Genomic DNA, 20,021 nt, shown 5'->3' on the forward strand with positions numbered 1-20,021 from the left:
TTATCCTCCTTTTGTTTACTTGCCCCATTCAGCAGGGTTTTCCTTCCATGCCTGCAGGCTTGCAACATCACTTTCCTTAATGTAGCCATGTTGCTGTGCCACATGCAGAAGCGCTGTATAACCAGTTAAAGAATGGCTTTCTATATTTGCATCCTTCAACAGTTCTTTTCCTTTTGGCAGCTCGTATGTAAAGATCGATACAACTCCGAGCACCTCACAGCCGGCCTCACGCAGACTGTTTACAGCAGTAATTACACTGCCTCCTGTCGAAATTAAGTCTTCTACCACAACGACCTTTTGGCCTTTTTCCGCTTTTCCTTCAATTTGGTTGCCTTTGCCATGTTCCTTTGCCTTTGAACGGACGTATGCCATTGGCAAATCAAGCACATCACTTACCCATGCAGCATGAGGAATGCCAGCAGTAGCTGTTCCTGCCACTATCTCTGTTTCAGGGAAGTTTTCTTTAATTAAGTCTGCCAATCCTTGAGCGATTTCTTTACGTACTTCTGGATAAGACAATGTTAAACGGTTATCACAATAAATTGGTGATTTTAATCCTGAAGACCATGTAAATGGATCATTGGGCTGTAAAAATACCGCTTTTATTTTTAGTAGCTGTTCTGCAATTCTTTCTTTCATAATGTTACACCTTCCCATTCTGTTTTGAACAATTGATAGCTTGCATACGGATCTTGTGCGCGTGTAATTGGTCTGCCGACAACAATGGCCGATACCCCTGATTCTTTAGCTGAGTGTGGTGTGGCCACACGCACCTGGTCTTGAACATCAGCTTGTGCCAATCGGATGCCTGGTGTTACTGTCAAAAAGTCTGCTCCAAGTTGTTCTCTGATCATGCTCGCTTCAAGGGGCGAACAAACGACACCGTCCATGCCTGCTTGTTTTGTAATCGCCGCATATTGAGCAACAGATTCATGCAATGGAAGCTTTATTTGCTGCCATGTTTGCATTTCTTCCTGTGAAGTACTTGTGAGTTGTGTTACAGCTATTGCGTATGGTCTTTTTTGTCCTGCAGTTGTTCCAGCCTCGAGGCCTTCAAGAGCGCTTTCCATCATGCGGATTCCTCCTGCTGCATGGACATTGACAAGATCTGCACCCAGTCCTGCGATATTGCGCATCGCGCTCTTCACTGTATTTGGTATATCATGGAGTTTTAAGTCAAGGAACACTTGATGGCCTTGTTCCTTTAATTCTCGTACGATATTCGGGCCTTCTTGATAGAAAAGCTCCATGCCTACTTTAACAAACAGCTTTTCCTCGTTAAAGCGGTCTAAAAAGCGGAAAACCTCTGTTTTGTCGGGAAAATCAAGCGCGATGATAAGTGAGTTGTTCATTCTTTCCCCAGCTCCTTCCTGTACATTCTGAGATGTGGTCTATTCCGTATTTGTCCAGTAATGCCGGCAGGTCCTCAATGATATTAGGACAGATGAATGGGTCTACAAAGTTTGCTGTGCCGACTGCAACAGCACTTGCGCCAGCATAGAAGAATTCAAGGACATCTTCTGCACTGGAAACCCCGCCCATGCCGATAATCGGGAGCTTTACATGCTGGCTCACTTCATAAATCATGCGAATAGCAACAGGCTTAATGGCAGGTCCTGATAATCCTCCTGATTTATTGGCAAGGATAGGATTGCCTGTCTTTAAATCAAGGCGCATTCCTAGCAATGTGTTAATCATAGTCAGGCCGTCTGCACCGCCCATTTCTACCGCTTTTGCCATTTCCACTATATTAGTGACGTTAGGCGACAGCTTTACGTAAACAGGTTTTCCCGAAACTTCCTTCACCTTTTTCGTCAAGCTTTTTGCCACTTCTGGAATGGTACCAAAGGCAATGCCCCCAGTCTTAACATTTGGACAAGATATATTAAGCTCCAATGCTGCCACATTTGGCGCCTTTGATATTTCTCTTGCGACCTCTATATAATCCTCTTCAGACGATCCTGCCACATTTGCGATAATCGGCACATCATAGCCACTTAACCACGGCAGCTCTTCGCCCATTACCTTTTTTAAGCCAGGGTTTTGCAGACCGATCGCATTCAGCATTCCAGAGTTAGTTTCTGCAACACGCGGTGTCGGATTTCCGAATCTTGGCTCTACCGTTGTCGCCTTAATCATTATTGCGCCTAATTTGCTCAGGTCATAAAGATTGCTGTATTCCCGCCCGAATCCGAAGCAGCCTGATGCAGGCATAATTGGATTTTTTAAACTCAAGCCTGGAAGCTCGACATTCAATCTGTTCATATTACTACCTCCCCTGCTTTGAATACTGGTCCGTCTGTGCAAATCTTTTTGTAGGAGATGCCTGTTGGGTCTTCTTTCGTATGACACACACATGCAAAGCATGCGCCAATGCCGCAGCCCATTCGTTCTTCTAAAGAAATATAGGCTCTTTCTTTAGCAAAGTTTTTCTCCAGATTTCTTAGCATTGGTGTCGGCCCGCATGAATAAAGAACATCATACTGGATATCTTCTTGTGTAATTACATCTGTAACAAACCCTTTTACACCCATTGTTCCGTCCACTGTTGCTACAAAAGTCGCTCCCATTGCAGCAAATTTCTGTTCATAGAAAGCTGCTGAAGCTGTTTGGAATCCAAGGACAATGACGACATTTACTCCTTTTGCTGTCAATTGTTGGGCAAGCTCGTATAATGGCGGAACACCGATTCCGCCTCCAACAAGCAAAGCGGTTTCTCCTCGTTTAGCTCCATCTACAGGAAAGCCATTCCCAAGAGGGCCAAGGACATCGATCAGCTCCTGCTCTTTTCTTTGTGCAAGCAGCTTCGTCCCCTTTCCTTCCGCTCTGTATATCATTGTGAAGGTATTCTCTTCGTGATTGATATTACATATGCTTATAGGTCTTCTTAATAAAGGATCAAAGCCGTCTGCGACCTTAATGTGTACAAACTGGCCTGGCGCGCTCATTTCATGAACAAGCTCACCTTTTAAGGTGAGCTCCATAATGTTTTCTGCTATTTCCTTGTGTGAAATCACGGTGCATTTTTCATTTTTGATCATGCAAGGACCGCCTCCCATTGCTTGCCTGCTGGTGTCATCGCTTCAGCAGAGAATGTCATTGATTCTACAACTCGCAGAATTGCTTCTGCTGTATCAAGAGAGGTTAGGCATGGAATTCCATTTTCAACTGATTCCCTTCTTATTCTGAAACCATCGCGAGCTGGCTGGCTTCCTTTAGAGAATGTGTTGATCACAAATTGCGCCTGTCCATCGCGGATGACATCAATCAATGTCGTGCCTTCGCCGCCGATTTTATCCACCACTTTGACTGGAATATTATTGTCCTGCAAAAACTCTGCTGTTCCGCTAGTTGCCATTAAGCTGTATCCAATATTGACGAAACGCTTCGCAAGCAGCAATGCTTCTTCCTTGTCCTTATCACCGATTGTAAGCAAAACTGTTCCAAATGTCTGGATTTTCATGCCAGAAGCAATCAATCCTTTATATAAAGCTTTCTCCAAAGTAATGTCTTTACCCATTACTTCTCCAGTTGATTTCATTTCAGGTCCAAGCGTTATGTCCACACGGCGCAGCTTCGCAAACGAGAAGACTGGAACTTTAACAAATACGCCCTGCTTTTCTTCAACAAGCCCGGATGTATAACCTTGCGCTTTCAAGCTGTTGCCCAGAATCACCTTTGTAGCGATTTTTGCCATTGGCACATTTGTGATTTTGCTCAAGAAAGGAACCGTTCTGCTTGAGCGCGGGTTAACTTCCAGTACAAACACTTCGCCTTTTGAAACAACATACTGGATATTTAAAAGCCCTACGATATTTAATCCTTTTGCTAGTTTCGTTGTATACTCAATCAATGTTTGTTTAATTTCCGCTGATAAGCTTTGCGGCGGATAGACCGCGATAGAATCACCTGAGTGAACCCCTGCTCTTTCAATATGCTCCATGATGCCTGGAATCACTACATCTTCCCCATCACAGATTGCATCTACTTCAATCTCCTTACCAGTTAGGTAGCGGTCAATCAAAATCGGCTGTCCTGGACTTGCCTCTACCGCTTTTTCCATATATGGAATCAGCTCTTCTTCTTTATATACAATCTGCATTGCTCTTCCACCCAGCACATAGGATGGGCGCACAAGCACCGGATACCCGATAGAGTCTGCTACTTTTACTGCTTCCTCTACTGTCAATGCCGTTTTTCCTTCAGGCTGTGGAATGCCTAATGCGTGCAGGCTGGATTCGAATTTATCTCTGTCTTCTGCTCTATCTAAATCTTCTAAGGAAGTTCCAAGAATCTTAACTCCTCTGTTTGCCAGCTCTGAAGCTAAGTTGATTGCTGTTTGTCCGCCGAATTGCACAACTACACCTTCTGGTTTTTCTAAGTCGATGATATGCATAACATCTTCAATTGTCAGTGGCTCAAAATACAGTTTGTCAGAAACGCTGAAATCTGTAGACACAGTTTCTGGGTTATTATTGATAATAATCGCTTCATAGCCTGCTTCTTTGATTGCCCAGACAGAATGGACTGTTGCATAGTCGAACTCGATTCCTTGTCCGATTCGGATTGGACCAGATCCTAATACGACGATGCTTTTTTTGTTTGTTACGACAGATTCATTCTCATCCTCATAGGTGCCATAGTAGTATGGTGTTTCGGATTCAAATTCAGCTGCACATGTATCAACCATCTTGTAAACTGGCACAAGCTTGTTGTCTTTTCTCCAGTTGTACACCTCAAGTTCAGTCGTATTCCATAATTTTGCAAGCTGTATATCAGCAAAGCCCTTTTCTTTAGCGATTTTTGCATATTCCAAATCAAACGGATGTTCTGCAAGCTGTCTTTCCAACTTGATAATACCTTCTAATTTATGCAGGAAGAATAAGTCTATTTTGCTCCAGTCATGGATTGTTTCAATGGAAACGCCTCTGTTTAATGCTTCTGCTACATAGAATAATCTTTCATCACCTGCAACTCGAATTCTTTTTTCCAGAAGTTCATCACTAACTTTTTCGCCAGAATTCAATGCAAAGTGGTAAACCTTTGCTTCCAATGAACGGATTGCTTTTAGAAGCGATTCCTCAAATGTTCTGCCAATCGCCATAACCTCGCCAGTCGCTTTCATTTGCGTGCCTAGATTTCTTTTAGCAGATTCAAATTTATCAAACGGGAAGCGAGGGATTTTGCTTACTACATAGTCGAGTGCAGGCTCAAAGCTTGCATATGTTTTTCCTGTTACTGGGTTCATCATCTCATCCAATGTTAAGCCAACAGCGATTTTAGCAGCAAGCTTCGCGATTGGATAGCCGGTTGCTTTGCTGGCAAGAGCGGACGAACGGCTTACCCTTGGATTTACCTCGATAATATAGTACTGGAAGCTGTCTGGATCCAGTGCCAGCTGCACATTACATCCACCCTCGATTTTTAGTGCACGAATAATCTTTAATGATGTATTTCGCAGCATCTGGTATTCTCTATCGCTTAATGTTTGGCTTGGTGCAACTACGATGCTATCCCCAGTATGAATGCCGACAGGATCAATATTTTCCATGTTGCAGACTACGATTGCATTATCATTACTGTCGCGCATTACTTCATATTCGATTTCCTTAAATCCGGCAATGCTTTTTTCCAACAGACATTGTGTAACCGGGCTGTTTTTCAAACCGCTTGTCACGATTTCGTTCAGGTCATCATCATTATGACAGATGCCGCCTCCAGTTCCTCCTAATGTAAAGGCAGGACGAACGATAACTGGATAACCGATTTGTTCCACAAACGCTTTAGCTTCATCCATGTTATGAATAATTTCACTGTCAGGAACTGGCTCACCAAGTTCATTCATTAAGTTGCGGAATAAGTCTCTATCCTCTGCCTGCTGAATGGCAGAAAGCTTCGTTCCGAGAACTTCCACGCCGCATTCTTCAAGAACTCCAGCCTCTGATAGTTCGACAGCGAGATTTAAGCCTGTTTGACCGCCAAGTGTCGGCAGAATCGCATCAGGTCTTTCCTTGCGGATAATTCTGCTTACGAATTCTAGTGTCAGTGGTTCAATATAGACACTGTCTGCCATTTCTGTATCTGTCATGATTGTTGCCGGATTGGAATTGACCAGGATGACACGATATCCTTCTTCTTTCAAGGCCATACATGCTTGTGTTCCTGCATAGTCAAATTCTGCTGCCTGACCAATGATGATTGGACCTGATCCTATAACTAGTATGCTGTTAATATCTTTACGCTTTGACATATGCGGCACCATCCTTTTTCTGTGTTAGTATCATGGACATGAATCGATCGAATAAATAGTTCGCATCTTCTGGTCCTGGTGAAGCTTCTGGGTGGTATTGCACGGTGAATGCTGGATACTGTTTATGCTGCAATCCTTCAATCGTCCCGTCATTTAGTGCTAAATGAGTAATTTCTAAGTCTGTTTGTTCAATAGATTCTTCATTCACTGTGTAGCCGTGGTTTTGGGAAGTTAAGGAAACCTTGCCTGTCAGCAAATCTTTTACAGGGTGGTTAGAGCCTCTGTGTCCGAACTTCATTTTCTCTGTGTTTGCGCCGCTTGCTAATGCAAACAGTTGATGGCCTAAGCATATACCGAATAGTGGAACCTTGCCGATAATGCCCTTAATCGCTTCAATCGCCTCTGGAACATCCTTTGGATCTCCAGGTCCATTTGACAGCATGACACCATCTGGACTTAAAGACAGAATTTCTTCAGCTGTCGCATTATAAGGCACAACAATGACATCACAGTCACGCTGATTCAGCTCTCTTAAGATTCCATGTTTCATGCCGTAATCAACTAGCACGACCCGGCTTCCTCTGCCTGGACTTGGATATGCTTTTTTAGTTGACACTTGCTGTACTTGGTCTGTCGGCAGCTCGGAAGATTGCAGCTGTCTAATAACATCTTCTACATTCTCTTCCATGCTGCAGATTGCTCCTTTTAATGTACCGTATTTACGAATGATTCTTGTTAATTTTCTTGTATCAATCCCAGCAAGTCCTGGTATGTTCTTTTGTTTAAAAAACTCATCCAATGACAGCTCATTTCTCCAGTTAGACGGAGCATCACAAACTTCCTTCACAATAAATCCGTTAATTGCTGGTGCGATTGATTCAAAATCATCTCGGTTAATTCCATAGTTGCCTACTAATGGATATGTTAAAGTTACAATTTGACCGCAGTATGATGGATCTGACAAAATTTCCTGATACCCTGTCATACCTGTATTGAAGACTACCTCCCCAATAGTATTAGTATCTGCTCCAAAACCTTGCCCGATAAATACGGTACCATCTTCGAGAATCAGCTGTTTTTTCATGCGTGTACACTTTCCTTTCTCCAAGCGATTTTTCCGGCCACAATCGTTGTTTCAGGCCATCCTTGACAAACCCATCCTGCAAACGGGGTATTTTTCCCTTTAGATAAGAAGTTTTCTGGATTGATAGTCTCCTTATCTTCTAAATCTACGATGACAATATCTGCAGTTTTGCCGACTGCAATTGTTCCTGCTTCCAGCTTAAATGTTTCTGCCGGTTTATTTGTCAAAAAGCTGACTAGTTGCTGCAAGGTCATGATGCCTTCTTTTACAAAGTGTGTATATAAAAGCGGAAATGCTGTTTCCAAGCCGACAATTCCAAATGGAGCTAACTCAATTGGCTGTGCTTTTTCTTCTGCTGTATGCGGAGCATGATCTGTTGCAATGAAATCTATTGTTCCATCTAGCAAGCCTTCTATTAATGCTTCTCTGTCTGCTTTTCCTCTTAAAGGCGGGTTCATTTTATAGTTTGTGTCGATGCTAGGGATGTCCTCGTCACATAGTAATAAATGATGCGGTGACACTTCTGCTGTTACGTTAATGCCTGCTCGCTTCGCGTCTCTTACTACGCGGACAGATTCCTTTGTGCTGATATGGCAAACGTGGTAGTGACAATCTGCTGCCTCTGCAAGCAAGATATCCCTTGCTATATGTACAGATTCACAGACAGATGGAATGCCATTTAGGTTGTTCTCTTTAGAAAACTTCCCTTCATGAACTGACCCTTTATTTATAAGGCTGTTGTCTTCGCAATGAGCTACAATGGCCATATCAAGGCTTGCTGCAAGCTTCATCGCTTCAAGCATTTTTCCTGCTTCTTGAATACCAACACCATCATCTGTGAATGCAAATGCTCCTAATTCCTTTAAAGCTTTAAAATCTGTCAGCTCTGCACCTAATTGTCTGATTGTAATGGATGCATACGGACGAACATGAACATTTGCTGTTTCGTTAATGCGATTCATTAAATTTTGAAAGTTCTCGACTGTATCCGGGACTGGACGAGTATTAGGCATATTGGCGATTGTTGTGAATCCGCCTCTAGCAGCAGCCATTGTTCCGGTCGCAATTGTTTCCTTCTTCTCTCCGCCAGGCTCGCGCAAATGCACATGGACATCAATGAAACCTGGTGCTACCAGCTTGCCCTTAGCATCAATCACTTCTTCGGCTGCTGTATTAATCTGTGGAGCGATTTCAGCGATGACTCCGTCTTGAATGAGAATATCCTGTGTAATAAGTTCCCCTTTTTCATTAAGCAACTGGCCATTTTTGATAATCATTGACATGTACATTTCCTCCCTCAACTGATTGTAAAGATCTTTTTAATACTGCCATGCGGATGAATACTCCATTTTCCATTTGTTTAAAAATTCTGGACCGGTCGCATTCTACTAACTCATCTGCAATTTCTACATCCCTGTTAACAGGAGCAGGGTGCATAATAATGCTGCCTGGCTTCATGCGTCTTTCTCTTTCTGTAGTCAAACCATACATTTGATGATAATCTTCTTTTGTCCAAGAGGCTCCGCTTTCATGCCGTTCATGCTGAATACGCAGCAGCATGACAACATCGGAGGTTTCAATCGCAGTATCAATATCCTCATAGTTTGCTTCTTTCAGGATGCTGTCATCAAACCATTCTTTCGGCCCGGAGAAAACTACATTTGCACCAAGCCTTGTCAGCGCATCTGCATTCGACCTAGCCACACGGCTGTGGCGAATATCACCGATGATGCTGATTTTCAAACCATGGAAAGATTTAAATTCCTGTTTGATTGTCAGAAGATCAAGCAAGGATTGTGTCGGATGATTCCCGCAACCGTCTCCCGCATTGATAACAGGAATCTTAACTTTCCCGATTAGTTCCTGAAAGTAATTATCCTCGTTATGGCGGATAACAACACCGTTCACACCGATGCTTTCCAATGTCCGGACGGTATCATATAATGTTTCTCCCTTAACAACGCTAGAAGTAGTCGTTTCAAAAGGAATGACTTCAAGACCCAGCTTTCTTTCTGCTACTTCAAAGCTGCACTTCGTTCTTGTGCTAGGCTCAAAGAACAGGTTTGCTAAAAATAACTGCTTGGCTGGCTTCCACTCCTTCCCTTCTGCAAAGGCTTGTGCTTCCTCCAGTATTTCTTTTATTTCAAGCACTGTCAGTTCCGAGGTTGTTAATAAGTTTTCCATTATTTATTGCCTCCTTCATGGACTTTTTCTGCTATCGTCAATGTTTTTCGGGCAAAAAAAGCACCCATCTTTGAAAAATGGGTGCTAAAAGTTGAATGTTCTTGGCTAAAGATCCTTATTTAAGCCTGCTTAAATAAGCGGATTCCTTCGCCTAACCTTCAACACCCTTATAAGTCTCTCTGTACTTGTTTAAAAGGTGTAACTATTTAGTTTCTTTTACTGCTTCTTCTTCGAACAAGTCGCCTGTGGACTTTTCTCTTCCTGGAAGCACATAGTTTAAGATGATGCCTAGAATTGCTGCAAGTGCCATTCCTTCTAGTTTAAAGTCTGTACCGATATGAATGGAAGCTCCACCGATTCCAGTAACCAAAATTACTGATGCAATCACAAGATTTCTGTTTTTCGAGAAGTCCATTTTTGCATCTACCAAAATTCTCAATCCAGAGGATGCGATGATTCCGAATAACAGAATGGATACTCCCCCCATTACAGGTGTTGGAATCGATTGGATAAGTGCTGTAATCTTCCCGATGAATCCGAACAGGATGGCAAATACTGCTGCTCCCGCAAGAACATATACACTATATACTCTTGTTATTGCTAATACTCCGATGTTTTCACCGTAAGTTGTTTTTGGCGGTCCACCCATTAAGGAGGAAATTAAGGTTGCTGTACCATCACCTAAAATACTGCGGTGAAGTCCTGGGTCTTTAATATAATCTTTACCGACAACTTTGCTTAATACAAGCTGATGACCGATATGCTCTGCAAGTGTTACAACTGCGACTGGCACGAACAATGCCAGGATGGCGCTGTTTATCGTAAGGTCATAATCCCTGAATGGGAATATGAATTCTGGCATTGCAAGCCATTTAGCATCGATGACACCTTGGAAATCAACAACTCCTACTAATAATGCGTAAACGTAGCCAACGATAATCCCTGCAAGAATCGGAATGAAGCTGAATACTCCTTTACCGAAAATCGTGAATAATATCGTCGCAAGCAATGTTACTAATGCTACTGATAGATATAAGAGACTGTAAGTTTGATCTGGTGTTCCGTTATTTTCATACATCGCCTGGCCGACTGCTGTTCCAGCAAGTGCAAGCCCGATTACCATGATTACTGGTCCGACAACGATTGGCGGCAGCAAGTTCATAATCCAGCGATAGCCACCTTTTTTAATAATCAATGCGACTATTCCGTATACAAGACCTGCTATGAAGGTTCCAATCATCGCAGCTCCAGGTCCGCCAAGCTCTTGTGCCGCAATCATTGGAGCGATAAAGGCAAAGGATGAGCCTAGATAGGCAGGAACTTTAAATCTCGTAATGAGGAGGAAAGCTAGTGTTCCCAGTCCGCTTGAAATCAATGCAATTGCTGGACTCAAGCCGATTAAGTATGGTACTAACACAGTTGATCCAAACATGGCGAATAAGTGCTGTAAGCTTAATGTAATCCATTGGGATGCATTTGGTTTATCTTTTATGCCGAGTATTGGCTTTGTTTGATTCATATTTTTCCCTCTTTCCATCTATGGTGCATGTACTTAGTTCATGTTGTTAGTATACGCAATTCCAATAAAAAACCCCTTTTCGCATGGCAAAAAGGGGTTTTTGGACAGGTGAAAACACACCTGTATTCCATTTCCCCCTTTGAAGCCTCTCTGGACTGTCATTTAAAAAGGGTTATATTTAATTTTCGTATATATTTACTTCATCTTGACCATCAACTTCTACGAGCTCTACTACAATCTTTTCTGAGCTTGAAGTCGGAATGTTTTTGCCAACATAATCAGCGCGAATCGGAAGCTCTCTGTGTCCTCTGTCTACAAGGACTGCAAGCTGTATCGACCCAGGTCTTCCCACATCCATCAAGGCATCCATTGCTGCGCGGACTGTTCTTCCTGTGTACAGGACATCGTCCACAAGAATTACCTTAAGGTCCTCAATGCTTGTAGGGATATCTGAACCTTTAACAAGCGGCTCTTGATTCTCTGTCTTTTTGCTTAAGTCATCACGGTATAATGTAATATCCAATTCTCCAACCGTTATGCTTTTGCCTTCAATTTGCGAGATTTTTTCTGCAAGGCGGTTTGCGATATAAATTCCTCTCGTGCGAATACCGACTAATACGCAGTTCTCAATACCTTTATTCTTTTCAATGATTTCGTGCGCAACTCTCGTTAATGCTCTTCGAATCGCTTGGTCATCAAGGACTTGTGCCTTACGTGACATCTGCATCACCTTTTTCTTAAAATAAAAATCCTCCCACCTATTAAGTGAGAGGACAGACCGATAGCCGTTCATGGCTATCTAAAGAAACAAATCCGATACCTTCTCAACCTCACAGGATTGACTTAAAGGACTTATTTAATTGAGTTAATCTTATAATAAAGCTCGAATTTTGTCAACGATTATTTCTAATATTATCTAGCAACTCTTCAAAATCTTTCGGAAGCGGTGCTTCAAATTCAATATATTCACCTGTTCTTGGGTGGTCGAATCCAAGGATGCCAGCATGAAGCGCCTGGCCGCCGATGTCGATCGTTTTTTTCGGTCCGTACTTAGGATCGCCTGCCAGCGGAAAACCGATGTATTTCATATGAACGCGGATTTGGTGCGTTCTTCCTGTTTCTAGCTGACATTCAATGAATGTATACTCACCGATGCGCTCTAATACGTGAAAATGAGTGACAGCATGCTTGCCGTTATCAACAACTGCCATTTTTTGACGGTCTTTAGGGTCTCTGCCAATCGGTGCATCCACTGTTCCGTAATCATGAGGTATGCTTCCATGAACAAGTGCTTTATATTTTCTTGTTACTGTTTTTGCAACAAGCTGGTTCACAAGGCTTTCATGAGCTGCATCATTTTTGGCAACCATTAATAGACCGGACGTATCTTTGTCAATGCGGTGGACAATCCCTGGACGCATGACACCATTAATTCCAGAAAGATCTTTACAATGGGCCATCAAGCCGTTTACAAGTGTTCCTGTTACATGACCAGGGGCAGGATGTACAACCATCCCTTTTGGTTTGTTGACGACAATGACGTCACTGTCCTCATAATACACTTCCAAATCCATTTCCTCTGGCAGAACATCAAGCTCTGTTAATTCTGGAATTTCAATTGTAACAACATCATTCAAGATGCCTTTGTACTTTGTCTTTACCACATTGCCGTTCACAGTCACATGGCCGTCCTTAATCCATTGCTGCACTTGTGTGCGCGACCATTCTTTGTTGATAGTTGAAACGATTTTATCTATTCTTTCACTTACTTGTTCACTCTGAATGATATGTTCCCTTTTTTCCATTTTCTTTCTCCTTCTTTGCTTCTCTTTCCTCCTTTAGCATCACAATGATAAGCAATATAACACCAATTACTAAAGATGAGTCTGCAATATTAAATATAGGAAAATCATAATTGAAGATATACGTATTTACAAAGTCCACGACATACTGATGTCTGACGCGGTCAATAAAGTTTCCGATAGCCCCGCCAAGAATCAGGCCTAAGGAAACTCCATAAAGCAACTTGCCTTTTGCACCTTTCTGGATGAAATAAACGATGCCGACAATAACAACTGCTGTGATGATATAGAAGAATGTCATTTGCCCTTCCAGAATCCCCCAAGCAGCACCGCTGTTGCGATGGGATGTTATATAGAAGAAATTCTCAATGACAGTAATGCTTTCTCCAAGTTCCATCTTCGTTGCCACAAGCCATTTTGTCCATTGATCCAATGCAATGATTATAAGTGCAATTATGTAATAAAACACTAAAGTTTCCTCCAATTCTCGAGTCTCCTTTAGCATTTTAGCATAAACTACTTAAAAACGATAGCTTGTGCCGTCTTGAAGCTTATTTTTCTAAGGGTTCCTTCAAATAATGTAAGTTTTCTTTAGTGCAAGGACTTTCTGTAGTAGGTTTGCATTTGTTCCAAATCTTTTTTTGATTTGATGGTGGGCACAAGCTGCAATAATTCTGCAGGCATTAATTCTCCTGAAATTTCACATGTTCCGAATTGGCCATTTTCCAGCCTGCGCATTGATTCTTCCACATCCAGCAGCTCTGCCTCAATATAGTGGTTTATTTTTGAAGATCTTTTCACTCTAAGTGTGGCTTGTAGTTCTATTTGTGTCATACGGAGTTCTGTATAAAGCTTTTCAACATCAAGGTTCATGGCTAAATTCCTCCGTTTCTATGTTGTTACAGATAGCTTTTCCAAATTGATGTTCAAAAACCGGCTTAAGATTTAACAGGCATAACAACAATTTACGGAGGTGGAATTTTTTTTAGCTGAAGGGAAAACTGACCAAAAAAAACATTCCGGCTTTCGCCGGAATGTTAACATATTAATAATTTTCTTGTACTACTGTTGCACAGCGAGCACATAATGTTGGATGTTCTTCAACAGTTCCAACATCAAGTGTTACTGTCCAGCATCTATCACATGTTTCTCCTTCTGCTTTTGCAACGACAATAGCAGTATTTTCTAATTTCAGCGCATTGTCTGGAGCTTCCTCAAACTTACCAGCAATTTCAAAGCCTGACACGATGAACAGCTGCTTCAAGTTCTCTTCGATGGAATCCAGCAATTCTTTCGCATCTTCACGTACATACAGGGAAACTTTCGCCGCAAGTGATTTACCGATTACTTTTTGATTGCGGGCTTCTTCTAAAGCTTTCAACACGTCATCGCGCAAGTTTAGGAACTTGCTCCATTTTTCTGTTAAAGCTTGTGCGTTGTCATATTCCACATATTCTGGGAAGTCTGTCAGCTGCACACTTTCTTCTTTAACAGATGTGATATGCTCCCAAACTTCTTCTGCTGTGTGCGGAAGAATCGGCGCCATCAATTTCACTAATGCAATCAAGCTTTCATACAATACAGTTTGAATAGCTCTTCTTTCATGATTATCTGGCGCTTCAATATAAAGGACATCTTTTGAGAAATCAAGGTAGAAGGAGCTCAAGTCTAATGTACAGAAATTGTTGATATCTGAGTAAATAGTTGAGAACTCAAATTTATCATAGGATACTGTAACATTTTTGATTAGATTATTCAGCTTCACTAACATATACTGATCTACTTCACGCAAGTTTTCATACGCAACAGCATTTTCTGCTGGGTTGAAGTCAGCAAGGTTTCCAAGTAAGAAACGGAATGTGTTTCTGATTTTGCGGTAACCTTCTGTTACTTGCTTCAAGATAGCATCAGATACACGCACGTCTGCTTGGAAATCAACAGAAGCTACCCATAAACGCAAGATATCAGCACCAAGCTGATTCATTACTTTTGAAGGAACCATAACGTTTCCAAGAGACTTACTCATTTTTCTGCCTTCACCGTCTAAAACGAAGCCATGGCTTAATACACCTTTATATGGCGCTTTGCCTGTTACAGCTACAGCTGTAGATAGGGAGGAGTTAAACCACCCGCGATATTGGTCAGAACCTTCCAAGTAAAGGTCTGCAGGTCTTTGCAATTCTTCTCTTTCTTCTAGTACAGATTGATGAGAAGAACCAGAATCGAACCAAACATCCATGATATCTGTTTCTTTTGTAAAGTTTCCATTCGGGCTGCCAGGATGTGTGAAGTCTTCTGGAAGAAGTTCGTTTGCAGTTCTTTCAAACCAGATATTTGAACCATGCTCTCTAAACAAGTTAGAGATATGCTCAATTGTTTCGTCTGTTATGATGCTGTCACCATTTTCAGCATAAAATACCGGAATCGGAACACCCCATGCACGCTGTCTGGAAATACACCAGTCACCGCGGTCGCGAACCATATTGAATAATCTTGTTTCTCCCCATGCCGGAACCCATTTTGTTTCTTGGACTGCGTTAAGCAAGTCTTGTCTGAAATCTTTAATAGACGCAAACCATTGTGCTGTCGCACGGAAAATAACCGGTTTTTTCGTTCTCCAGTCATGCGGATAGGAGTGTGTGATAAATTTCAGCTTCAATAAAGCTCCCGCTTCTTCTAATGCTTCTGTGATCGGCTTGTTAGCTTTATCATAGAATAAACCTTCAAATCCTGGCGCCTCGTCTGTCATAACACCTTTGTCATCAACTGGACAAAGAACTTCGAGATTATACTTTTGACCAACAATGAAGTCATCCTCACCATGTCCTGGTGCAGTATGAACACAGCCAGTACCTGCATCTGTTGTTACATGCTCGCCAAGCATTACTAATGATTCACGGTCATATAGTGGATGAAGTGCTTTAATGTATTCCAATTCAGAACCTTGAACCTCTTGGATGATAGCTGCTTCTTCCCATGCCACTTCTGTTTTAACTGCTTCTAGCAAGTCTTTAGCAACTAAATACTTGTTACCTTTTTCTTCCACTACAACATATGTCAAGTCAGGGTGAACAGAAATACCAAGGTTTGCAGGAATTGTCCATGGTGTTGTTGTCCAAATGACAATTTGTACATCTTCACTAAGCACATTCTTGCCATCCTTTACTTTAAAGCCAACATAGATGGATGGAGATTGTTTGTCCTGGTATTCAATTTCCGCTTCTGCCAAAGCAGATTCACTTGTAGGAGACCAATAAACCGGCTTTTTACCTTTATAAATATAGCCTTTTTTCGCCATTTCCCCGAACACTTTAATTTGTTGTGCTTCGTATGCAGGCTTTAATGTGATGTATGGATTTTCCCAATCAGCCCGTACACCTAGGCGTTTGAATTGCTCTCTTTGGCTGTCAATTTGGCCAAGAGCGTATTCTTCACACAGCTTACGGAATTCAGCGATTGTCATTTCCTTACGTTTAACACCTTTGTTAGTCAAAGCTTGTTCAATCGGCAATCCATGTGTATCCCAGCCAGGAACGTATGGTGCTTGGAAACCAGTCATCGACTTAAAGCGCACAATAAAATCCTTCAAAATTTTATTCAATGCATGTCCAATATGGATATCTCCGTTCGCATAAGGAGGTCCGTCATGCAAAACATAAAGCGGACGGCCGCTAGTGCGTTCTTGAACTTTTTCATAAATATTCATTTCATTCCATTTTGCTTGAATTTCAGGCTCACGGTTTGGCAAGTTTCCTCTCATCGGGAAAGCCGTTTTCGGCATGAGCAAGGTATCTTTATATTCCATTAAAAATCCTCCAAATAATGTTCTAAATTCATGGTTTTTTGATGCGTTAGGGATGTATCTTGTGGTTTTTAGACAATAAAAAAACCCCTCATCCCAAAAAGGGACGAGAAGGTTTATTCTCCCGCGGTACCACCCTTATAGATAGTTAGACTATCCACTTAAGCATTTTTTAACGGTTATGAACCGCCTTTTCTTACTAAAAAGCCTTTCAGAAAAGGACTCAAGGGTGATATTCCAATTCCCGCTTATGCCAGGCTTCCACCGTCCCCAGCTCGCTTAAAATAAGCCAACAGTAATTGTACTGTCCCTATCAACGTACGCATGAATATTGTTTTGTGTACAAATTATAGGCTATTAACAGATGCTTCGTCAAGCTCTCTGCAATTATTTCGTTGAGTTAAGCTCTGATGCATCAAGCTCATATTCAAGCAAATGATCCCAATCATCGTTGTTCAGCATATCAAGCTGCGCTTCGATCAGCATTTTGAAGCGTGTGCGGAACACTTTTGACTGCTTTTTTAACTCTTCAATTTCCAATGCTATTTTTCTTGCTTTAGAAAGTGATTCATTGATAATGCGGTCAGCATTTTTTTCTGCTTCTTTAATGATCAGCTTTGCTTCTTTTTGAGCGTTTCGCTTTACTTCCTCAGCTGCCTCTTGAGCAACAACGATTGATTTATTTAATGTTTCTTCTATATTATTGTAGTGCCCGATGCGATCATCTAATTCACTAAGTCTTGCATCTAGTTCTTTTTTCTCACGAATTATATTTTCATAGTCCTTGATTATTTGGTCTAAAAACTCATTTACTTCATCTTCATCATAACCGCGAAATCCTTTGCTGAATTCCTTATTGTGAATATCCAACGGTGTTAATGGCATAATGCCACCTCCCAAACTTCAATTTCTTATGTATTTTTTTCGACAGCTTTTTTAGTATTCCTGCATTTCCAAAGAGAAAACGCCAAAAAAACAGGAAGTGAGACAAATTATACTGTTGAAAATATTGTAACATAGATAATATATAAATAACTATGGAATTTTGGAATGACATGAAAATTATTAGTGTTTGTAAAACAAATGACTGATTATTTTAATTTGCCGATAACAATCCGCCATTTATCTTTTTTTGTTTTACCTTCGAGTGATTTAATGATTGACCTGCCATGTCCTCTGACGGAAATAACATCTCCTTCTTCACAAGTAAAAGAGATGTTTTCCACAGTACCCCAGTTTACTTTCACATGACTTGCTGCAATGTAGCCTTGGGCCTTTTGTCTCGAAATATTGTAAATAGCAGCAATCGTTGCATCAAGCCTTAATGAGGTAAGTGTTGTGCTTGTTTCAACCCATTCTTCCTCTATAGCAATTGCCCTCTCCCAAGGAATTGGATGTAACGATACCTTTGCTTTTCCGATAGAGTCAAGCTGCAAGCGGATGTAGTCTTCTACTTCTTTACCTACAATCAGCTGAACATCGCCGTCCTTAATGAGAATATCCCCAAACTTACTGCGCGATAATCCTAATGACATAATACTACCAAGCACTTGCGGATGCTCAATCGTAACAAACTTTTTCGCATACTCGATATTTTGTAAGGACAGCTGAAAGTCCGCTTGCTCTACTTCATAGTAGGAAGGATACAGCAATGCCCGTTTTCTTTCAGCAGCTCTCGTCCCGCCAGAAAACGATACTAAAACATCTGCATTTTGTCCAATAATTGTATTAACAATCTTCTGTTCGCGAGGATCTAAAAAATCTGTCAGTTTCGGCGCATAAGCATCCTCCACATATTGACGCCAATTAAGCACTTGATCAATGAATTCCTTTTCCTCTGGCCGAAAATGCTGGTATATCGACATATTACAAACTCCTTTAATAGATGTATCTAAATGACTGCATGAAAAAAGGGCTTAATGTAAGCCCTGATTTTAAAACCATAGAAATAACTGTCTAACACCATTGCCTGCTAAATTCAAAACAAAGATAGCCACAATCGGAGAAATATCAATCATACCGATTGGCGGAATTATCTTTCTGAACTGCTCTAAATACGGTTCACAAATACGGGCAAGGAAGATTCCGATTCCAGTTTCTCTTGCATTAGGTATCCATGACATGAAAATATAAATGATCAGCGCATAAGAGTAATAAGTTAGTACTCTTGAAATAATTAAAAAGACCAAATCCATCTAAGATTACCACCTCGCATTTTCAAATTCAGTTTCTTGAAGTATTTGGGAGATGTTCCCTGATACTTCGACATTATCCGGTGTGCATAGGAAGATATCTGTACCCACTTTTTGGATGTCTCCCCCGATTGCATAAACAGTTCCGCTTAAGAAATCGACGATTCGTTTTCCTTGTTCTTTATCAATTCTTTGCAGGTTCACGACAACTGCACGTCTATTTTTTAACTGGTCCGCAATATCCTGTGCTTCTGCATAAACTCTTGGCTCAACCAAAAATACTTTGGACGACTTTTGCACGCTTTGCAAGCTGACAACATTTTGTTTTTGCTGCTGAACAGGCTGTTGCTGTTGTTGCTGCTGTTGAAAATAGGACTGTGTTGGCTGCTGTCTCTGTTGATTTCTCACTGGCTCCTGCTCCTGTTCATACTCTTCTTCCTCATAATCTTCATCTTCTAAGAAAAAAAATGTTTTTATTTTCGACTTTATACTCAATTTCTAAACCTCCTATTTATCGCTGCCAACGAGTGCTGTGCCGATACGAATCATCGTTGCACCTTCTTCAATGGCAATCGAGTAGTCGTTAGACATTCCCATGGAAAGCTCCGTGCACGGGGCATTGCTGATTTTTAAGCTCTGAACTTCTGTTTGCAGTGCTTTTAAGTTACGGAAGCAGCTGCGCAGAAACTCTTCGTTATCTGTAAATGGCGCCATTGTCATTAAGCCGACTATTTCGATATTTGGAAATGCATCGAGGCTTTTGATGAAGTCAATTGTCTCCTCAGGGGCAATGCCGTGCTTAGATTCTTCTTGCGATACATTGACCTGAACAAAACACTTGATCTTTTTGGATGCACGCTTATTAATTTCTTTGGCTAAGGATAAGCGGTCCAAGGAATGGATATAATCCACATGATCAATAATGCTCTTCACCTTACGCGTTTGCAAGGAACCGATAAAATGCCAAACCGGCTCGTCCATCAGCACCTCACGCTTGGCAAGCAAGCCTTCTTCCCGGTTTTCGCCAAGATTGGTCACACCTGCCTCTACTGCCTCTTTTGCCCTTTCTATTGTAACATATTTTGTCACTGCGATAATGGTGATATCTTCAACAGATCTATTGACTTTTTCACAAGCCAATTTCATCTTTTCCCTAATTTCTTGCAAATTAACCTTTACTTGCATCTT

The 20,021-nt window shown here is 41.4% G+C and carries 19 protein-coding genes and 1 other annotated feature; all 19 genes read right to left on the reverse strand.

What is annotated here, in order from left to right:
- Window positions 1–15: 15 nt before the first annotated feature.
- Window positions 16–639, reverse strand: coding sequence for an orotate phosphoribosyltransferase (pyrE, locus tag M3600_RS00755; protein WP_233314451.1), 624 nt, complete (start codon window positions 637–639; stop codon window positions 16–18).
- Window positions 636–1,352 carry an orotidine-5'-phosphate decarboxylase gene (gene pyrF / locus M3600_RS00760; RefSeq protein ID WP_233314452.1) on the reverse strand — a complete coding sequence of 239 codons (717 nt, stop codon included), beginning with the start codon at window positions 1,350–1,352 and terminating at the stop codon, window positions 636–638. Before pyrF ends, pyrE begins: the two co-directional genes overlap by 4 nt.
- The gene (locus M3600_RS00765; protein ID WP_233314453.1) at window positions 1,324–2,265 is read right to left on the reverse strand and encodes a dihydroorotate dehydrogenase; all 942 of its coding nucleotides are present in this window, start codon (window positions 2,263–2,265) and stop codon (window positions 1,324–1,326) included. Before M3600_RS00765 ends, pyrF begins: the two co-directional genes overlap by 29 nt.
- Complete coding sequence (locus M3600_RS00770; RefSeq protein WP_233314454.1) at window positions 2,262–3,041, reverse strand: dihydroorotate dehydrogenase electron transfer subunit; 780 nt, start codon at window positions 3,039–3,041, stop codon at window positions 2,262–2,264. The genes M3600_RS00765 and M3600_RS00770 overlap by 4 nt, the downstream gene beginning before the upstream one ends.
- Window positions 3,038–6,250, reverse strand: coding sequence for a carbamoyl-phosphate synthase large subunit (carB, locus tag M3600_RS00775; RefSeq protein ID WP_233314463.1), 3,213 nt, complete (start codon window positions 6,248–6,250; stop codon window positions 3,038–3,040). The genes M3600_RS00770 and carB overlap by 4 nt, the downstream gene beginning before the upstream one ends.
- Entirely contained in the window at window positions 6,237–7,334 is a 1,098-nt protein-coding gene (locus M3600_RS00780) for a carbamoyl phosphate synthase small subunit (RefSeq protein ID WP_233314464.1), read from the reverse strand. The genes carB and M3600_RS00780 overlap by 14 nt, the downstream gene beginning before the upstream one ends.
- Window positions 7,331–8,617 carry a dihydroorotase gene (locus tag M3600_RS00785; RefSeq protein ID WP_251644596.1) on the reverse strand — a complete coding sequence of 429 codons (1,287 nt, stop codon included), beginning with the start codon at window positions 8,615–8,617 and terminating at the stop codon, window positions 7,331–7,333. Before M3600_RS00785 ends, M3600_RS00780 begins: the two co-directional genes overlap by 4 nt.
- Window positions 8,583–9,518, reverse strand: coding sequence for an aspartate carbamoyltransferase catalytic subunit (locus M3600_RS00790; RefSeq protein ID WP_233314466.1), 936 nt, complete (start codon window positions 9,516–9,518; stop codon window positions 8,583–8,585). Before M3600_RS00790 ends, M3600_RS00785 begins: the two co-directional genes overlap by 35 nt.
- Before the next feature lie 202 nt (window positions 9,519–9,720).
- Complete coding sequence (locus M3600_RS00795) at window positions 9,721–11,037, reverse strand: solute carrier family 23 protein (RefSeq protein ID WP_251644597.1); 1,317 nt, start codon at window positions 11,035–11,037, stop codon at window positions 9,721–9,723.
- Between the two features lie 178 nt (window positions 11,038–11,215).
- Window positions 11,216–11,758 carry a bifunctional pyr operon transcriptional regulator/uracil phosphoribosyltransferase PyrR gene (gene pyrR / locus M3600_RS00800; protein WP_233314469.1) on the reverse strand — a complete coding sequence of 181 codons (543 nt, stop codon included), beginning with the start codon at window positions 11,756–11,758 and terminating at the stop codon, window positions 11,216–11,218.
- Window positions 11,759–11,930: 172 nt separating this feature from the next.
- Window positions 11,931–12,842, reverse strand: coding sequence for an RluA family pseudouridine synthase (locus M3600_RS00805; RefSeq protein WP_233314470.1), 912 nt, complete (start codon window positions 12,840–12,842; stop codon window positions 11,931–11,933).
- The gene (gene lspA / locus M3600_RS00810) at window positions 12,811–13,344 is read right to left on the reverse strand and encodes a signal peptidase II (protein WP_245399854.1); all 534 of its coding nucleotides are present in this window, start codon (window positions 13,342–13,344) and stop codon (window positions 12,811–12,813) included. Before lspA ends, M3600_RS00805 begins: the two co-directional genes overlap by 32 nt.
- An 86-nt stretch (window positions 13,345–13,430) precedes the next feature.
- On the reverse strand, window positions 13,431–13,712 hold the full coding sequence (locus M3600_RS00815) for a hypothetical protein (protein ID WP_233314471.1): 282 nt from the start codon (window positions 13,710–13,712) through the stop codon (window positions 13,431–13,433).
- Window positions 13,713–13,884: 172 nt separating this feature from the next.
- Complete coding sequence (gene ileS / locus M3600_RS00820) at window positions 13,885–16,644, reverse strand: isoleucine--tRNA ligase (RefSeq protein ID WP_251644598.1); 2,760 nt, start codon at window positions 16,642–16,644, stop codon at window positions 13,885–13,887.
- Window positions 16,645–16,740: 96 nt separating this feature from the next.
- Window positions 16,741–16,967: a binding site (T-box leader), on the reverse strand.
- A gap of 61 nt (window positions 16,968–17,028) precedes the next feature.
- Window positions 17,029–17,526 (reverse strand): DivIVA domain-containing protein, encoded by a 498-nt coding sequence (locus M3600_RS00825; RefSeq protein WP_233314473.1) that lies wholly within the window; start codon window positions 17,524–17,526, stop codon window positions 17,029–17,031.
- Between the two features lie 206 nt (window positions 17,527–17,732).
- Window positions 17,733–18,506 (reverse strand): YlmH family RNA-binding protein, encoded by a 774-nt coding sequence (locus tag M3600_RS00830; RefSeq protein WP_251644599.1) that lies wholly within the window; start codon window positions 18,504–18,506, stop codon window positions 17,733–17,735.
- A gap of 69 nt (window positions 18,507–18,575) precedes the next feature.
- The gene (locus M3600_RS00835) at window positions 18,576–18,836 is read right to left on the reverse strand and encodes a YggT family protein (RefSeq protein ID WP_233314478.1); all 261 of its coding nucleotides are present in this window, start codon (window positions 18,834–18,836) and stop codon (window positions 18,576–18,578) included.
- 6 nt (window positions 18,837–18,842) lie between these two features.
- On the reverse strand, window positions 18,843–19,328 hold the full coding sequence (locus M3600_RS00840) for a cell division protein SepF (RefSeq protein WP_233314480.1): 486 nt from the start codon (window positions 19,326–19,328) through the stop codon (window positions 18,843–18,845).
- 12 nt (window positions 19,329–19,340) lie between these two features.
- Window positions 19,341–20,018, reverse strand: a complete 678-nt coding sequence (locus M3600_RS00845) for a YggS family pyridoxal phosphate-dependent enzyme (RefSeq protein ID WP_233314482.1) — start codon at window positions 20,016–20,018, stop codon at window positions 19,341–19,343.
- Window positions 20,019–20,021: the final 3 nt, after the last annotated feature.

It is taken from the genome of Niallia sp. MER 6, assembly GCF_023714395.1.
In the GTDB taxonomy this organism is placed as follows: domain Bacteria; phylum Bacillota; class Bacilli; order Bacillales; family Cytobacillaceae; genus Niallia.

Excerpts from the sequence above, each read along its gene's own strand:
- M3600_RS00785 (WP_251644596.1), bottom strand. The coding sequence starts at position 8,617 with ATGTCAATGATTATCAAAAATGGCCAGTTGCTTAATGAAAAAGGGGAA.
- M3600_RS00845 (WP_233314482.1), bottom strand. The coding sequence starts at position 20,018 with ATGCAAGTAAAGGTTAATTTGCAAGAAATTAGGGAAAAGATGAAATTG.
- M3600_RS00805 (WP_233314470.1), bottom strand. The coding sequence starts at position 12,842 with ATGGAAAAAAGGGAACATATCATTCAGAGTGAACAAGTAAGTGAAAGA.
- M3600_RS00780 (WP_233314464.1), bottom strand. The coding sequence starts at position 7,334 with ATGAAAAAACAGCTGATTCTCGAAGATGGTACCGTATTTATCGGGCAA.
- pyrR (WP_233314469.1), bottom strand. The coding sequence starts at position 11,758 with ATGTCACGTAAGGCACAAGTCCTTGATGACCAAGCGATTCGAAGAGCA.
- pyrF (WP_233314452.1), bottom strand. The coding sequence starts at position 1,352 with ATGAACAACTCACTTATCATCGCGCTTGATTTTCCCGACAAAACAGAG.
- M3600_RS00830 (WP_251644599.1), bottom strand. The coding sequence starts at position 18,506 with ATGTCGATATACCAGCATTTTCGGCCAGAGGAAAAGGAATTCATTGAT.
- M3600_RS00790 (WP_233314466.1), bottom strand. The coding sequence starts at position 9,518 with ATGGAAAACTTATTAACAACCTCGGAACTGACAGTGCTTGAAATAAAA.
- lspA (WP_245399854.1), bottom strand. The coding sequence starts at position 13,344 with ATGCTAAAGGAGACTCGAGAATTGGAGGAAACTTTAGTGTTTTATTAC.
- M3600_RS00815 (WP_233314471.1), bottom strand. The coding sequence starts at position 13,712 with ATGAACCTTGATGTTGAAAAGCTTTATACAGAACTCCGTATGACACAA.
- ileS (WP_251644598.1), bottom strand. The coding sequence starts at position 16,644 with ATGGAATATAAAGATACCTTGCTCATGCCGAAAACGGCTTTCCCGATG.
- pyrE (WP_233314451.1), bottom strand. The coding sequence starts at position 639 with ATGAAAGAAAGAATTGCAGAACAGCTACTAAAAATAAAAGCGGTATTT.
- M3600_RS00770 (WP_233314454.1), bottom strand. The coding sequence starts at position 3,041 with ATGATCAAAAATGAAAAATGCACCGTGATTTCACACAAGGAAATAGCA.
- carB (WP_233314463.1), bottom strand. The coding sequence starts at position 6,250 with ATGTCAAAGCGTAAAGATATTAACAGCATACTAGTTATAGGATCAGGT.
- M3600_RS00795 (WP_251644597.1), bottom strand. The coding sequence starts at position 11,037 with ATGAATCAAACAAAGCCAATACTCGGCATAAAAGATAAACCAAATGCA.
- M3600_RS00825 (WP_233314473.1), bottom strand. The coding sequence starts at position 17,526 with ATGCCATTAACACCGTTGGATATTCACAATAAGGAATTCAGCAAAGGA.
- M3600_RS00765 (WP_233314453.1), bottom strand. The coding sequence starts at position 2,265 with ATGAACAGATTGAATGTCGAGCTTCCAGGCTTGAGTTTAAAAAATCCA.
- M3600_RS00835 (WP_233314478.1), bottom strand. The coding sequence starts at position 18,836 with ATGGATTTGGTCTTTTTAATTATTTCAAGAGTACTAACTTATTACTCT.